The 16,594-nt window shown below is 49.7% G+C and carries 15 protein-coding genes; 6 read left to right on the forward strand and 9 right to left on the reverse strand.

Annotated features, from left to right (window positions below; translation table 11 throughout):
* Positions 1-23: 23 nt before the first annotated feature.
* Positions 24-968, reverse strand: a complete 945-nt coding sequence (locus DRJ53_RS04925) for a glycosyltransferase family 2 protein (RefSeq protein ID WP_114234497.1) — start codon at positions 966-968, stop codon at positions 24-26.
* A gap of 179 nt (positions 969-1,147) precedes the next feature.
* Between DRJ53_RS04925 and DRJ53_RS04930 the strand changes: the two genes are divergently transcribed.
* Entirely contained in the window at positions 1,148-2,062 is a 915-nt protein-coding gene (locus DRJ53_RS04930; protein ID WP_114234498.1) for a glycosyltransferase, read from the forward strand.
* A 313-nt stretch (positions 2,063-2,375) separates the two neighbouring features.
* Here the strand turns inward: DRJ53_RS04930 and DRJ53_RS04935 are convergent, their stop codons facing one another.
* From DRJ53_RS04935 to DRJ53_RS04960, 6 genes are all read right to left on the reverse strand, one after another.
* Complete coding sequence (locus DRJ53_RS04935) at positions 2,376-3,728, reverse strand: glycosyltransferase (RefSeq protein WP_114234499.1); 1,353 nt, start codon at positions 3,726-3,728, stop codon at positions 2,376-2,378.
* A 194-nt stretch (positions 3,729-3,922) separates the two neighbouring features.
* Positions 3,923-4,834 carry a M48 family metallopeptidase gene (locus DRJ53_RS04940; protein WP_162303803.1) on the reverse strand — a complete coding sequence of 304 codons (912 nt, stop codon included), beginning with the start codon at positions 4,832-4,834 and terminating at the stop codon, positions 3,923-3,925.
* Positions 4,835-5,045: 211 nt separating this feature from the next.
* Positions 5,046-5,348, reverse strand: coding sequence for a hypothetical protein (locus DRJ53_RS04945; RefSeq protein WP_114234501.1), 303 nt, complete (start codon positions 5,346-5,348; stop codon positions 5,046-5,048).
* A gap of 109 nt (positions 5,349-5,457) precedes the next feature.
* Positions 5,458-5,934, reverse strand: coding sequence for a hypothetical protein (locus DRJ53_RS04950; RefSeq protein WP_114234502.1), 477 nt, complete (start codon positions 5,932-5,934; stop codon positions 5,458-5,460).
* A gap of 331 nt (positions 5,935-6,265) precedes the next feature.
* Entirely contained in the window at positions 6,266-8,077 is a 1,812-nt protein-coding gene (gene typA, locus DRJ53_RS04955) for a translational GTPase TypA (protein WP_114234503.1), read from the reverse strand.
* A 142-nt stretch (positions 8,078-8,219) separates the two neighbouring features.
* Positions 8,220-8,441, reverse strand: a complete 222-nt coding sequence (locus tag DRJ53_RS04960; RefSeq protein ID WP_114234504.1) for a DUF2905 domain-containing protein — start codon at positions 8,439-8,441, stop codon at positions 8,220-8,222.
* A gap of 411 nt (positions 8,442-8,852) precedes the next feature.
* Between DRJ53_RS04960 and DRJ53_RS04965 the strand changes: the two genes are divergently transcribed.
* Entirely contained in the window at positions 8,853-9,755 is a 903-nt protein-coding gene (locus DRJ53_RS04965; protein WP_114234505.1) for a diacylglycerol/lipid kinase family protein, read from the forward strand.
* 200 nt (positions 9,756-9,955) lie between these two features.
* On the opposite strand, the gene DRJ53_RS04970 is transcribed toward DRJ53_RS04965, so the two are convergent.
* Entirely contained in the window at positions 9,956-12,211 is a 2,256-nt protein-coding gene (locus DRJ53_RS04970; protein WP_114234506.1) for a patatin-like phospholipase family protein, read from the reverse strand.
* A 77-nt stretch (positions 12,212-12,288) separates the two neighbouring features.
* Positions 12,289-13,419 (reverse strand): COX15/CtaA family protein, encoded by a 1,131-nt coding sequence (locus tag DRJ53_RS04975; protein ID WP_114234507.1) that lies wholly within the window; start codon positions 13,417-13,419, stop codon positions 12,289-12,291.
* Between the two features lie 600 nt (positions 13,420-14,019).
* Here DRJ53_RS04975 and DRJ53_RS04980 point away from each other — a divergent pair.
* From DRJ53_RS04980 to DRJ53_RS04995, 4 genes are all read left to right on the forward strand, one after another.
* On the forward strand, positions 14,020-14,796 hold the full coding sequence (locus tag DRJ53_RS04980) for a glycoside hydrolase family 25 protein (protein WP_114234508.1): 777 nt from the start codon (positions 14,020-14,022) through the stop codon (positions 14,794-14,796).
* 78 nt (positions 14,797-14,874) lie between these two features.
* Entirely contained in the window at positions 14,875-15,321 is a 447-nt protein-coding gene (locus DRJ53_RS04985) for a DUF2314 domain-containing protein (RefSeq protein ID WP_162303804.1), read from the forward strand.
* 157 nt (positions 15,322-15,478) lie between these two features.
* On the forward strand, positions 15,479-15,709 hold the full coding sequence (locus tag DRJ53_RS04990; protein WP_114234510.1) for a hypothetical protein: 231 nt from the start codon (positions 15,479-15,481) through the stop codon (positions 15,707-15,709).
* A gap of 298 nt (positions 15,710-16,007) precedes the next feature.
* Entirely contained in the window at positions 16,008-16,589 is a 582-nt protein-coding gene (locus DRJ53_RS04995; RefSeq protein WP_114234511.1) for a YceI family protein, read from the forward strand.
* Positions 16,590-16,594 lie beyond the last annotated feature (5 nt).

Below are 16,594 nucleotides of genomic sequence, written 5' to 3' on the forward strand. Positions count from 1 at the left end.
TAAACCCGGGAAAAAATGAGCCGTCAGCGGATGCGGTAAAACATCTTGAGGCAAAAAATGTATTTGCGCAGCCCGTTGCCTTTTTTTACCGCAAGCAACTGGCTTTGGTTGTTCATAAAAACCTGCACCCGCTTCAGGTTGTGCCACAACGAAAAGCTGCCATAGCTCTCGGCCAAGTTTTTCAGCACGCCTTTTTCCTGCACCAGCGTGTCCGGGCAGGTTTTGTAAAAAAGATTCATGCGGCACCTGATGGCTTTTACCTCCGACCATTTGCGGTGCAGCGCCGTGCGGTGGCCGCTGTGCCGGCTGCGTTCGCCAATGGCGCCCACGGCATTGTTGTCGTGCTGGCGGTAATGCACCAGCACTTCGGGCAGGTAAGCAATGCCGCCGTGGTTGGCCGCCACAAAACAAAGCCACCAATCGTGGGGCAGTGCCGGCGGAAAAGGAGCAGCCTGCTGCAACAACTGCCGCACAAACAGCGAGGCATGGCCATAAACCCGGCAAACCACCGCCTGCTGCAGGCAATTGGTTATGTCTATCATTTCGGCCCGGTCCGATGCCCGCACACCGGTAGGCTGCAGGTCTTCGTTGCAAATGGCCGAATCGCAATAAATCATGGGGTGTTTGCCAATGTTGGCCGCCAGCCGCTCCAGCTTTTGCGGCACCCAGTAATCGTCCTGGTCGCACAGCGCTATAAAGCTGCCCTGCGCCAAGCTGCAGGCCCGTTCAAAATTTTTGATATAACCCAGGTTTTCCTCATTGCGGTACACCCGCATATTGGGGTGCCGTTGGGCATATTGTTGTAAAATCCGGTAGCTGTCATCGGTGCTGGCATCGTCTACGGCTATTACTTCTATGTTGGGATAAGTCTGGGCAAAAACAGAATCGAGTTGCACCGCCAGGTACCGGGCGCCATTGCAGGCAGCCAGTACTACAGATATCAGGGAGGGGTCCAACTGTGTGTTCATTGTAATGGTTTGCTTCGCCGATTGCCTACCTTTGCGCAGCGCTGTTTTTCATAGTGACCATGGAGCGGCCCCTGTCGTTGTATGAGCAATTTTATTGAGGCGCAAGTAACAAAAGATAGCGCAGTTAAAAAAACGAACCGCCCGATGCCGCTTTTTTCCCTGCAAAACCTGCCCCGTTGATGATGAACGCAATACAGCGTGTATCGGTAGTGGTGTGCACCTACAATGGTGCCGCTTTTATCGAAGAACAACTCCTTTCCATACTGGCACAGGTCTACCCGCTGTACGAGATCATTGTAGCAGATGATGCCAGCACCGACGGCACGCCTGCAATTGTGGCCAGGATTGCGGCCGGCAACGGGGTTATTTCATTGCATCAAAATAAAACCAACCTCGGTTACAACCGAAATTTTGAACAGGCCCTGCGCCTGGCCTCGGGCGATGTTATTGCCATTGCCGACCAGGACGATGTATGGCACCCCGAAAAAATCAGCACCATGCTGGCGCAATGGAGCCCGGAGTGCCCGCTTATTTATTGCAACTCGGCGCTGTTTACCGGCAACGACCCCACCACGGCGCAACCCAACAACATGATGCGGCATTTTGCAGGCACTGATTCGCGTAGCCTGGCGGTGTACAACACGGTGAGCGGCCACGCGGTATTGTTTAGAAAAGAGCTGCTGGCGTTGGCGCCGCCTTTTCACCCACAAGTGTATTACGACTGGTGGTTGGCTATGGTGGCCGCATGCAATGGCGGTGTGCAATACTGCCCGCAGGTGCTGGTGTACCAGCGCTGGCATGGTGCCAACGCTACCGAAAAAATTCAACTGAGCCTGGCCGAACGGCACCGGCAGGAAAAAGAAATGGTGTTGCGCAACCTGCAGCAGTTTTGTACCACGCCAGGATTGAAGGAGGAACAGCAGGCATTTTTCAACAACCTGCATGCGTTGTGGCAGGATGGATTGAATGGCGCCAACCGTTGGCAACTATTCCTGTTTTTGATGCAGCACCGTCACGCTATATATTCCAGCAAGGTGCGGAAAGCAGCTTTTGTATCGCACCTGAAAAGAAGCTTTCGATATGCATTTAGCTAGGTTTTTTACTCAAACAAAAAGCCCCTGCAAGTAGGGGCTTTTTGCGAGAAAAACACACCACTATATGTATGAAGCATCTTGAAAAATCATGCTTGTTAATAGCAACCGTATTCAAAACACAGTCTAGCTACGCGGTGTAGGCAATGCCAGACTCGTTTTGTAGTCTATACATTCAGAAAGCTCCAAAGGTTGAAGGGCATGCCGAAACAAGTTCGGCATGACAACCCAGCAGCGCAAAAGATCTACTTGGTAACGGGTAGGCATAAGCGAACAGGCATTTAGATGATGAATGCAGGCCGAAGTTCGTTTTACCTCAATACACCGCTTCCATTACCCGCCGCTTCCTCGGCTGTTGTTGCAGCAGTTCCGCAACGTATTGCACAAACAACTCCTGCGGATTGTACTGCCCAAACTCCTTGCTCAACTGCACCACGTTTTGCCGGTAGGTGTCGTTGTTCAACACTGCTTCCACAGCCTTTTTCAGCTGCGCCGGTTTGGGCTTTTCGGTTTTCAGGTTGATGCCCAGCTTGAAATAGCCCACCCGTGCACAGATTTCGTTTTTGCCTTCGTTTACGCCGGCCACTACCAGCGGCAGCTTGTGCTGTATGCCCAGCAAAGTGCCACCATAACCGCCATTGGTTACATAGGCATCGCAGTAAGGCATTACATCGGCAAAGGGGATAAAATCTTCAATGATAACGTTGCGCTGCGGAAAACGCTGGCGCAGGCTTTCGGTTTGGTTGCCCGATGTGGTTACAATCACCAGGTGATCGGTGCCGGCAAAAGCCTCCAGCGTGGGCACAATGAGTTTTTCCACGTCGGCTTCGGCAGTGCCTTGTGTGCACAGGATCACTTTATTGAATTGCAGCAATTTTTCGCTGCTCCAAGGCTTTTGTTTTTTGCGCGACGGGGCCGGCAACAGGGCGCCGATAAACCGCAGGTTCGGGTTCATATCAGTACGCGGGTATTCGAAACCCGGCGTGCCACTTTGCAGCACCAGCGTGCTGGTGCGGTAGGCTGTGTCAAACAGGTTGCCGTCGCGTTTGAGGCCTTCCACAGCCATCAGTTCGTCCAGCACCAGCATAGGTTTGCGCAGCAATACCTGCTCGGTAATCCAGCGCAGCGCTGCCTGTTTCAGGCGGCCTAATATTGAATTGCTGGGCGTCATGCCCAGGCCCATCGGCGGCAGGTCTTTCGAAGTTTCGGCAATGGGAATGATGCCAATGGTCACCACAGGGATGTTCATTTTTTGCTGCACAAAAGGAATGGCGGTAAACGACACTTCGGTTACCATCAGTTCAAACGGAAACTCCTGGTGCAGTTCTTTGATGTCGGCGTAAAAATCGGGGCCGCGGCGGATAAAAAAATGCTCCAGATCGAAGCGCAGTTTGGGAATGCCGCTTTTCAGCTTATTGCGTTCGGGGTAAATTTCTTCGAGGTTTTCGGCGGTTACATCAACGGCTTTTTTCTGCGGAAAATAGCGGATGCCCATTGCTTCTACTTTTTCGGCAAATGCCGAACCTACATACCAGCCAATTTCGCAGCCCATGGCCTGCAGCTGCAGGGACAAACTGGTTAGTGGATTAAAATGGCCATCGGCGGCCATGCAGGCAAAAAGGATTTTGGTACCCGGTTCAATGTGTTGGTTTTGGATGCTAAAGCTCATTGCAGTTGATTTTGAGGCACAAGATTACCAACCGTCGCTGCCCGTGAACAGCGCAAAGAGCATGGGTTGCAGATTTTGGATGATGAACTGCGTGGGGAAAAGAGGCGAATGGTATTTGCCTTTGGGAAATTCAAAAGGCAAAATTCAAAAGGCAAAAATGGAGCAGCCCGTTTTGCCTTTTGAATTTTTACTTTTTACTTCAAAACGGGCTTTTCTTCCACCTGCGGCAGCACGCCTTTGCGGTTTTCGCCGCAGGAGGTGCCAAAGTTGGCCATGATGTGGTCTTCAAGGCATTGGGCCCGCAGCCCTGAGAACGGGTGGGTTCGGAAAAAATCCTCCACCTGGCTGTAGCGGTTTTCGTTGCTGGCCATTTCGCGCCAAAATTTTACGGCCGAACAAACTTCCTGCTGCAACCTGTGGGTAAGCTCCACGCCGTAGTAGTCGGCTTCCAGCTCATTTTTCTGGTTAAACGATGCGGTGATCAGCTTCATTACCTGCAGTGCAAAACCGGCGTTGGCTTCGCCAAAAATGTTGTTTGTCAGTTGCAGGTCCTGGATGGTTTTTTTGATGTGTCCTTCTTCGGAGTGGCCAATTTCGTGGCCGACGATGGCATACAACAGCGAGGTGTTGTTGCCTATTTTGCGCAGCATGCCCTGCGTTACATAAATGCGGCCGCCAAAAGTAAAAGCATTGATGGCCGTGTCTTTCAGCGCATAAATATGGTAGTCAATTTTGGAAGGCCGGGTCCGCGCCGCAAGCAGCTTGTCGAGAGCCGTTTGCAGGCGGCCTTGCACCGCGGCATCTTTCAGCAGCACAAACTCTTTTTGCTCCACCACCATTTGCTGGTGAAAGGTTGCCCCATATTCGCTTTGCACTTCGTCGGTGATCTTGTTTTCATTCACCGCAATATCGCGAATCAGGTCGCCGGCACGGCCCAGGGTGCGGTTAACGCGGTTGCCGCTCACTGCGCTGTCGAGGCAGGCGTAGGAGTAAGTTCGGGGCCGTTCGGTGGTATCGGTGGTGGTGTCTTTGGGTATAAAACGATCCAGTTCCTGGCAGGATACGAGCTGTACAAAGAGGGCAATAATGGCGATCATACGGGTCATGGGTGTAAAAATGCAAAGTTGCGGCCAAAGGCAGCCCATGATAAACGGAATTGCACACCGGATATTTTGCAGCATTGTTTAAAGTGGAGTGGAAAGGAGCAGCAACAACTAAGCTGCAATCAACCCTTATAATAGCCTGCACAAAAAAAGCAACAGGGGTTTACCTGTTGCTTTATAAATGGCGGCCTGCTACAAATATTCATCGCATTATTCAACCAGAATCGTTGTCGGCTACCATTTTACGGACATCTTCCACACTACTGTTTTGCAATGTTTCAATCTTAATATGTTTGCCTGCCATGCCCGAATGCCCATCAAAGGCAAGAAACAGGGAGCCCTCCGGCATTTCATTGCCATACAGGTCGCTTTCCATCAGGTACACATTGTCCATAGCCGGATATTCAAATACCCTGGCGTTGGGTGCAATCTGTGCGTTGATGGATTTGCTGGCTGGCTTCAAACCCAAATGCTTGATTAGTGCATCGTTCAGGCCCTGCGGTTGTACCTCTGACATGGTTAATATTTTATAACACCTCTTTTTTAAAACAAGATGAGTGGTGCGGTAAAAAGTGATGCAGTCCAATCAGCATTACTGGCAAGGATTGCGTTTATTAATTTGCCGATCACTGCTGCGGATACTGCACACCAATAGCAGTGCGCATAGCTGTTAGTTGGTCCAGCCGCTCTTGCTTTTTGGCCAGCTGGCCTTTGAGTGAAGCAATCTTATCATCCTGGTCGCCGATGTCCTTGTTGGCCGATCGTGCATCCTTTGCCTCGCGATAAGATTTTTTGGCCTCACGTTTTGCCTTGCGGGCTTCTTTTACTCCGCCCTTGGTGGTGGCTTTGTCGGCTTGGTTGCTGCTGGAAATGGCTGCATCCTGCGCGTTTGCATCAGCAGAGTTGGCTTTAGCGCGATAACCCGGCATGTTGTTTTGTGCTACAGTAAGTTTTGCCGTAAGGGTAGCAATATCGTTGCTTACTTCAGTAAACTCTTTGTTTAGTTTAGCGGTATCTTCTATCGTTTTATATACCTGTGCAAACGCTGTGGTGCCTGTAAGCGTCAGGGCAAAAAGAAAGATTGCGTACATGATCTTTTTCATAATGTATTTTTTAAACTATTATTCAGCAGGCACCCGCTTTTTTTGACAAAAAGAATTTCGGCGCCTGTATCCACACGGCATTTTACCGGGATGTATCTTATTTATTGGTAATAGTATTCAGAGAAAGTTGCTGCAACAATGGAAACCGGGTAGGAAGTGGGTTGGAATGTGCACCACGAACTTTGGGAGAATTCCTGTAAGGTAACCTATTAATATGAATGGTGCAGATATATTATGCTAACAAAACCTTTGGTAAGTATCTGATAAAATGGTCTGGCACAAAAAAAGCCGCCGGATAACCCGGCGGCTTTACTATAAATTATTCGGCTATTTAAATCGCTTCCGACTTCATTTGCTTGGCGGCGCGGATGCGGTCGTTTTCGTCCAGCATCACTTTGCGCATCCGGATAAAGTTGGGGGTTACTTCAATGCACTCATCCTGCTGAATGTATTCCATACACTCTTCCAGCGACAATTGGCGCTTGGGCGGCAGGCTTACGGTACCATCGGAGCCGGAGGCACGCATGTTGGTCAGCTTCTTGCCTTCGTTGGGGTTAACCACCATATCGCCAGGCTTGTTGCTTTCGCCAATGATCATGCCTTTGTACACCTCTTCGCCCGGATCAACAAAGAAGAAACCACGGTCCAGCAGCTTGTCGATGGAGTAAGCGGTAGTAGTACCGGCTTCTTTGGCAATCATCACACCGTTGTTGCGGCCGGGGATGGGTCCTTTCCAGGGCTTGTACTCGTTAAAGCGGTGGTTCATCACGGCTTCGCCGGCGGTGTTGGTCAGCATTTGCGTACGCAAACCCAGCAGGCCACGCGAAGGAATTTCAAACTCTAGGTGCTGCATGTCGCCCTTGGTTTCCATCACATGCATTTCGCCCTTGCGGCGGGTAACCAGGTCAATTACTTTCGAAGCATACTCCTGCGGCACATCTACCACCAAGGTTTCAAACGGCTCGCTTTTTACACCGTTAATTTCTTTTACAATTACCTGCGGCTGGCCAATGGTCAGTTCGTAGCCTTCGCGGCGCATGGTTTCAACCAGTACACCCAGGTGCAGAATACCGCGGCCATAAACCAGGAACGAGTCGGCGCTGTCGGTGTCTACCACGCGGAGGGCCAGGTTCTTTTCAGTTTCTTTCACCAGGCGGTCGCGCAGGTGGCGGGAGGTAACAAACTTACCGTCTTTACCAAAAAACGGCGAGTTGTTGATGGAGAACATCATGTTCATGGTAGGCTCATCCACCGAAATTACGGGCAGTGCTTCGGGGTTATCGGCATCGGCAATAGTATCGCCAATGTTGAAATCTTCAATACCCACAACGGCGCACAGGTCGCCGGCAAAAACTTCCGAAATTTTCTTTTTGCCCATGCCTTCAAACACATACAGCTCTTTTACCCGCTGGCGGCGGCTGCTGCCGTCGGCCTGCAGGAGCATAATGGACTGGCCTTCTTTGATAGAACCGCGGGCCACTTTACCAATGGCAATACGGCCGAGGAAAGAAGAGTAATCCAGCGAAGTTACCTGCAGTTGCAGTGCACCTTCGGCAATTTTAGGCTCTGGTACGTATTGCAAAATACCGTCCATCAGCGGAGTAATATCTTCCGACTGCTCCAGGCTGCTGTTGAACCAGCCGTTTTTGCCCGAACCGTAGAAGGTTGGGAAATCCAGTTGCTCCTCAGAGGCGTCGAGGTTAAAGAACAGCTCAAACACCGCGTCGTGTACTTCGTCGGGGCGGCAGTTAGGCTTATCCACTTTATTGATCACTACAATCGGCTTCAGGCCAAGGGCCAGTGCTTTTTGCAGTACAAAACGGGTTTGGGGCATGGGGCCTTCAAAGGCATCCACCAGCAGGATCACGCCGTCGGCCATTTTCAGCACCCGCTCCACTTCGCCGCCAAAGTCGGCGTGGCCCGGGGTGTCAATTACGTTTATTTTTACGCCTTTATAGGTTACGGCCGCATTTTTCGAAAAAATGGTGATGCCGCGTTCCCGCTCCAGGTCGTTGTTGTCCATGATCAGGTCGCCGGTTTCCTGGTTGTCGCGAAACACTTTTGTAGTGTGGAGGATACGGTCGACGAGGGTGGTTTTTCCGTGGTCAACGTGAGCAATGATTGCAATGTTTCTGATGTCCATAAGTAGAGTAGAGCTGCGAGATTTGAGTTATGAGCTACGAGAAAAGCTTTTCCCACCACTCGTAGCTTAAAACTTGCTGCTTGTTTTAAAGAGTTCGCAAAGGTAGGCGTTTCCGGCCGGGAAACGGCCGCGGTGGCGGAGTTTACAAAAACTTTTTAATGAGTTGCAGCACCAAGGAAAGGAGCAGGCTCAGCAGAATCATGGTGGTAATGGGGAAATAAAAGCGGAAATTGTCGCGTTCCACCCGGATATCGCCGGGCAGGCGGCCGAGGAAATTGAGTTTATCGCCGAGCAGGTAAAACAGCAGCCCGACAATAATGATGACGGCGCCAATAATGATCAGGTATTTACCGGTGGTGCTCATTTGAGGGTTTGGGGTGAAGCTATAGCGTCCTGTTTAACTGGCGTATCTTATTAAGAATCGTTCATTTTATGCATGCGGCAAAAACACATTTTCGAAAACAAAACTACAATCATTCCCTTTGTTGCATGACGGAGCAATTGTGCTTAGTGCGCCCTTTACCGTCATTTCGAGGCGCCGAATAAACTCCATTCCAAAATAAATTTTGTGCGCCGAAGCAATCTCCTGCGTTAATAAGAAATGTCGTCAATCATTTAAAATGAAGTCTGTTTCGGGAGGAGATTGCTTCGGCGCATAAGATTCGTTTGAATACGGCGTGACGAATGCGCCTCGCAATGACGGGGTAATTGCTGGTCCGAAACCGGCCGCACAAGCGCAAACGCATTTTCCTAATATTGCGCATTAACTTACCGCATGCCGCGCCACCTTCTTTTTCTCATCAACCCTATTTCCGGCACAGCCAGCAAAGCAGGCCTGCAGGAGCTGATCCGGCAAAAAATGGAAGCCGCCGGTCTTTCTTATGCAATCCGCCCCACGGTGGCCTCCGGCGATTACAGCTACCTGGACAACGAGATCGGCAACTATTCGGAGATCATTATTTGCGGCGGCGACGGCACCATCAACAGCGTGGTGCAGGGCATGCGCCACCACGGCCTGCCGTTTGGGCTGCTGCCCATGGGCTCGGGCAATGGGCTGGCCCTGAGTGCCGGCATATCGCGCAACCTGCCCACAGCGCTGGATGTAATTGTTAGCGGCACGCCGCAGCTAACCGATGCATTCTATATTGCTGGTCGTTTTGCCTGCATGCTCAGCGGGCTGGGCTTTGATGCGCAGGTAGCCCACGATTTTGCCAACGCCGGCAAACGCGGCCTCACCACGTATGTGCAAAAGATCATTGCAGGTTTTTGGAGTTGCGGCACCTACCCGTTTGAACTGGAGCATGGCCAAAGCAGCCTGCAGTTTGATGCGTACTTTATTTCCATTGCCAACAGCAACCAGTTTGGCAACCAGTTTACCATTGCGCCCCGCGCCTCGCTGCACGATGGCTTGCTGGATGTGGTGATCATGCTGCGGCAAAGCAAGTGGAGCGTGTTGCTGCAAACCTTGCTACAGATCAGTGGCCGCACCCAATTGCAAAGCGTGGAGCAAATCAGTGCCGATGCCAGTGTGCTGTATTTCCAAACCGATAAATTGCGCATACACAACACCGGTAGTGCGCCCCTACATATTGACGGCGATCCTGCCGAAACCGCTTCAGTGCTGGATGTGGAAGTGATCCCGGGGGCTTTTCAGTTGATTTACCCGGCGGGGATGTGATGGGCGTGAATGGTGAATGGGCAATGTCGTGAAACGTGAAATGTGAAGGGGAAGATTTTTTGAACCACGAAGACACGAAGGGTAAGCAGTAGCACGAAGTTTAGTGAAAAAATGATTTGTAGCTGTTGAACACTATTTGGTAATTATTTTTTACCATTCACTATTCCCATTCACGTTTGACGTTTGACATTTCACGCCCACTATTCACCACTCACCATTGACGAGTCACGTTTCACGTCTGGCGCTGCTCCAAACAAAGCTTTTACTTTTTCAAAACCCGCACGGTTTACTGGTGCATGCAAAGCTTCTTCGATGTTCTTTTTTTCGCTGCGCGTCAGGTGAAAACTAAGGGCTGCTTTTTCTTTCGTTGCATCCGATACGTATTGAAACACGACGCGGTTGATGGGAAAACCATTACCTGCTACGAAATACGAATACATGTCGTTTTGAAAATACTCCATCATATCGCTCCAGTTATGCTGCAGCAGCACAATGGGCTTGATGGTATGATCGGCAAAACCTTTTAACTCCAGCGGGTCTTCCCATCCGCCGGCCTGCCGATCGCGTATTTGAATGAGCAACACACCACGCGTATTTTCTTTAATCCAATTGTTCATGGCTGTTAAAAAACGCAGGCTATTTTCCACGCCAAAATTATCGCGCAAGCCGCCATCCATAATATCCACTACCGGCTTGGAGGGCAGCCATACCGATGGCATCACAATGGGAAAAGTGGCGTTCATGCGCAGTGCCGTAAGCATGCGCAAACTGTATGGATCCTGCCCCGAAAAAAACTGTACAAAGTCGACTACATCGACATTGCCGGCTGCAAGACTATCGCCTACTGGCTGCATCATAAAACGCACCGGCTGTGTACTGATGATGAACTTTTTTGCATCGCGGTTGATGAGCGAATGAAAAAACATCATCGGTATCACGGCCTCATGTTCGTCTTTAATATAGTCGCGCAACTGGCGGTTGAGTATACCACCAGTGTTTTGGTTCAATTTATTTTCAAATGCAAAACCACGGTCTTTGATGTAGCGATAGGGACCGATGTTGAAGTACTGCGCCGGAGCAAATACATCGCGGGCCACCAGTGATGAAAATATCGGGTTGAGTAGGTCTTTAGAAATGTTCTCTACATAGCGGCGGCTTTGCAAATTGATAGGAGCGCCACGCAATTTCTGCCGGTACAATTCCCTGAAATAAGCGGCACCAATCATGCCGCCCGAAGCACCTGATATCAGCACCGTATTGCGCATGATGCGGCCGCCGGTTACCGAGTCCAGCCCGCGCAACGTGTTCATGGTAAATGTGGCGCTGCGGTTGCCACCACCGCTGGTAGCAATCAGCACCAACAGTGGCTTTTCTTCGCCCTGCCGCACCTTCCAGTTGTTCAGCACCGTTTCCATATTGCGGTAATCCGCTTCGCGGTGCTGCGAGCTGGCCATCGAGTCGAGGCATTCGCGGCCGTATTCGGGCCACTCATCTTCGTTGTTGTAACTAAGGCCATATGCTTTATTGCGCGGATCAATGATGTCGTTTTTATACAACGCATTTAACCCCAAAAGGAGCAGCAACAGCACGGGCACACTCCAGCTTTGAAAAAAATAAGCAATAGCGCCGGTGGCACCAATCATTACCGCAAACAGCAGCGTGATGGATGCACCGGCAGGCAATTGAAACAGCGCATACTCGAGGAAAAAACCAATGAGGATCAAAAAGCAAATGGTGACCATGATTGACACCACTGCAGCGAAATGGTGCCGCTTGAAAATCTTGCTCATCAACTCCTCGGAGTAGTGCGATACATCGCGGCAGCGGCGCACAGAATTGAAGGAGGTAAGAAACCACTCGGGCCGGATCAGTGCATTTGTTTTGGGTGCAGTTTCGGGCTGCAGTTGTGATACTAATTCTGTAGCACTTTTAAAAAGCGGCTGCAGCCGGCGCAGGATGGATTTATCCGCACCAAAAAAATAAAAAAACGATAAGGCAAGAGTAAGCAACAGACCGGTAATAAATCCCACTGATATAAAGAGGATCTCCACCCAATGCACCAGCTCTTTGTGGTGTAAAAACAAGATGGTTTTAACGAGGTAATAAATGATAAAGGCAACCGGGATGATGCTGTTGTTGATGCAGTACTTGAAGAAAGGATATTGCGTTGCCGCAAGGAACGGCACATGCCTGCTGAACAGGATGAATGTGGTGATGTTCCAGCACATGATGAACACACCAATGGACATGCCCATGATGCCGGCGCTGAGTGCATTTACATCGCCCAGATATTCGGGTGCCAAAAACAGCGCATCGGCGCCCATCATTTTTAAAAAGCTGCCGCCAACCGTTGCAAAAAGTATGAGCCAGAAAATAAGCAGCAACTGGTATTTACGAAAATGCAAAAACACCAGTTGCACCGGAAGTGAGTAAAATATACCTCTGAGATAGTCCATGGGTGGCGGCTTGTAGGTTCTTCTAATTTACTACAAAATGCCGGGCCACGGGGTAGGTATCAATGAAAACAGGAAAGTTAAAATGTGTGTTGCTGCGGCACCGCGGTGTTGGTGGTCTGGCCACTTGGAGTGGCCTGACCACCAACAGCAGCAACCGGTTTTTTGCGCAGCACATAAGCCGCCATTGCCAGCGACATCAGCAGGAAAAACGAAACAACCTGGTGCAGTTGCGCCATCCATTCAAAAGCGTTCCATTTACCCGCACTGATGCCGATGCTGGTGAGCACTGTAAGCACGCCCAACGTGGTTTGCAGCAATGCAAAAATTAGTGGCAGCCAGCGCACCGTTGCAAACAGTGGCGTGGCCCGTTGCTTCCATGCCTGCACCGTCCATGCAACGATGAGGGCCACCAACAGGTAAGCCAGGCTACGGTGCACAAAATGCACCATGATGGGATCGTCGATGAAACCAATGAGGCCGTGCGGGTTGATGAAAATATAATCGGGTATGAAGCTGCCGTTGATATCGGGCCAGGTGGGTGCAGCCGAAGCGGCTTTGTGCCCGGCCATGAGTGCACCGTATACGAGTTGCACAAACAACAATGCAATAATGGCAACGGTGAAATTTTTCAGCCTGGGCGCAACCACCAGTTGGCGCTGCGGCACCAGCAATTTTAGCGCAGCCCAAAATGTATAAAACAGCAGCACCAGCGCCAGCACAAAATGGGCTGCCAGCCGCGTAGGCTTTACATACACCGCATCGCCGGTGAGGCCCGATGCCACCATGATCCAACCCACGGCACCTTGCAAAGCGCCCAATATAAACAGCACCACCAGCGGCCGCACCATTTCTTTGCTAAAACGGCGCTGCGCTAAAAATATGAGGAACGGAATGGCAAACACCACGCCGATGAGGCGGGCCCAAAGGCGGTGAAACCACTCCCAGAAATAAATGAATTTAAAATCGCTCAGGCCAAAGTCGAAGTTGAGCAGGCGGAACTGCGGCGTTTGGCGGTATTTGTCAAATTCGGCCAGCCACTGCGTTTCGTTGAGCGGCGGCAGTGTGCCGGTAATTACGTCCCACTCGGTAATGGACAGCCCCGAACCGGTAAGGCGGGTAATGCCGCCCAATACAATTTGCACCATGATCATGAACACACCAACCAGGAGCCATACCGCTACCGGGCGGGAAGAACGGGACGTTTTCATGCCGCAAAAGTACAGCCGCCGCCATGTACCCCCGCCTGATTTTGGTCTATTTTAGCGATTGTGCAACGAAGCGCGGGGAAAGAATGTCGAACAAGGAACAGTTGAATGACGAAGGGGAATGATGAATTATTGATTATGAATTATTAATTATTGGGTTGCGGTGCGGTGAACTATTACAGCATAGTATTCTTGGGCGTAGTCCAAGGCCGTTGGTAGCACTACAATCATTATTTCAATTTACCGGTTGATCGTAGATCAACCCTGTAAACGGATGTTTATTCCTAAAATAATTTAAAGCGCGGGTTTGGGCTACGCCCAAATTATTGTACCGGTTAAAACTATTGCTACCAACAGGTGTGGGCTATGCCCACATTTTACTTTATGATGGCTTTCCTTGTGCGGGAAAATGAATTTTACCTTTCGATTGACCAGCAAACCAATTCATAACTCATGATTCATCATTCATAATTCCTCAATCATTGGCTGTTCCCCTTCGTCATTTAACATTCATCTGTTCCTTGTTCGACATTCTTTCCCTCTGCTTCCTCTGTTCACCTGTTCCTTGTTCGTCTGTTCGATATTCAACGTAGTATTGCACCCATGCCCCCCAAAAAGCGTAAGAACAACCGCTTGGTGCCCATTTTTGCCCTGCTCATGGCGCTTGCCGCCTTGGGCTTTTTGGCGTGGGTGTTTTGGCAGTGGCGCAGCACCCGCGATATACAGTTTGTGCGCTACCCCGAGTTTGGCATTGCCCTGCCGGCCCGCTATTCTATTCACGGCATCGATGTATCGCGGTACCAGGAACGCATCAATTGGACGGCCGTGCGGGATATGCAGGTGCAGGATGTAAAACTTTCTTTTGCCATCATCAAAGCCACCGAAGGCACCAGCCGCGTGGATCCGCAGTTTAAACGCAACTGGCGCAAAAGCAAGGAAGCCGGCATTACCCGCGGTGCCTACCATTTTTTTATTGCTACCCGCGATGGAAAAAAGCAGGCGGAGAATTTTCTGAAACAGGTAAAGTTTACCACCGGCGACCTGCCGCCCGTGCTGGATGTGGAAACCACCAACGGCGTGGTGGCTTTTGAGCTGCGCAAACAAGTGGCCGCATGGCTCGATGCCGTGGAAGGGGCCACCGGCGTAAAGCCCATTATTTATACCAATGTAGATTTTTACAAAAATTACCTGCAGGGCTTTTTTGATGCGTACCCGCTGTGGGTAGCCCACTACCTGGAAGCGCACCAGCCCCGAATTAGCCGCAGCTGGGTAATGTGGCAGCACAGCGAAAAAGGGCGGGTAAACGGCATCCGCAGCCGGGTGGATTTTAATGTCTTCAACGGCGACTCAGTGGCGTTCCGTTCATTGCTGATACCTTAAATGAATATTCGATAATTGAGTAAATAGTCCCATCAAAATTTGTTGATGAGGTTTAATTTAAATATCCTTTTTAGTCCAGTGAAAAAGGCACTGCTATTTATTTTGCTTTTAGGATTATTATTTTCTTGTGAGGACAGGAACGCTACTACTGAATATAAATGGGAACAAGACAGTAACACCAGAGCTATTCGTACAACAGACCAAGCTTATCTATATTCTGTTAGCAAGGCACAAGCTGAACTGGCAACATTTACAAGCATTTTTAGCCAAAGGCACGACAGCCTTGACTTTTATATAAAAGCAAGCTTCACCGACGAAAACGGAACGGAACATATGTGGGTTGACGTTTATTCGATACTAAAGGATACAGCATTCGGCACCCTTGGAAATGACGCGATCAAAGTGAAATATTTGCAGTTTGGAGACAGTGTGAATATTGCACTGAATAAAATTGAGGATTTTACAATCTATAAAAATGATTCGGTTATCGCAGGCGACTTCTTGAATCAAGCACTTAGTAAATGAGCGCATTGCACTAACTTGAAGTACTAAATAAAAATCGACCAATTGAAGAGTGCTTAGACCATAGCATTATGCTCTTCAGTTATTGAGTATTCTTTGTAATAGCATACCAACTTTTACTTGCAGCTGATTGTTGTTTTAAGTGCTAAAATAATAAACCATGGACCCGGAGGTAAAACGCTATTTCCTGAAAATCCTGTCCACCTTCAGCATGGGGCTGTTGTGGATGTTTTGTGTGGCTACTGCAGGTTTTTATTTTAAGCTGGCGTTGGTAGCAAATGGCTGGCTGTGGTACCATTTTGTTTTTTACGCCATTGCCTTTATTTCCTTTTTATTTTTGCTGCGCTATTTCTTCAGGCTATGGAGCCAGCCGCACGGCGCACAGCCATAAGGCACCACACCATTTACTTATAAAGACCAACTTTTTAGAGCCCGGCGTACCGCCGGGCTTTTTTATTTCCCACTTTGCTTTGCCTTTATGTTATGGCATGGGCGGGCAAATGTTTTAACCACAACACATTAGTAATGAGGGGGGCAATGCGGCAAAACTGCGCCAGCGCGGTTTTGTCATTGCCCGAAACAATTAAAGCTACCCGGTGATATGTTTTAAATCACCGCATGTTTTGACGCAACTCACAGTGGGGCGGATTTCAGCAGACCATCTTTGTGTCATAGAAAAACATAATACCATGAAAAAGTTCTTCACCTCACCCAAATTAATACTCGCTGTTTTATTCCTTGCTCCGCTGCTCACTATGGCCCAGTCTAAGTTTACTGCAGCAGCCGGCAACATCTCGGTAAAAGGTACTTCTACCATGCACGATTGGGAAATGACTTCTAAACAAACTGCCATTGAAGCCAGCTTTGCCACCAATGCTACCGGCGGCCTGGTTGATCTTGCAACGCTTTCTTTTTCCATCCCTGCCGAAAGCCTGAAAAGCGGTAAAGGCGCCATGGATAAGAACGCTTACAAAGCGCTGAAAACTTCATCGGCTCGCAACATTTCGTTTACCTCTACCAATGCTACTGTAGCTCCTTCCGGCGCCAACACTTACACCGTTAAATGCACTGGCAAAATGACCATTGCAGGCACCAGCCGCGAAACTGACCTGGTAGCAACCCTCAAAGTGAACCCCGACAAAACCTTGTCGATCACTGGCATCAAAAAATTGAAAATGACCGATTATAAAGTGGAGCCACCCTCCTTCATGTTTGGCTCGGTAACCACCGGCGACGACATCGCGATCAACTTCAATGTAACCTTGAAATAATATAA

This window comes from Paracnuella aquatica, assembly GCF_003332885.2.
In the GTDB taxonomy this organism is placed as follows: domain Bacteria; phylum Bacteroidota; class Bacteroidia; order Chitinophagales; family Chitinophagaceae; genus Flavisolibacter; species Flavisolibacter aquaticus.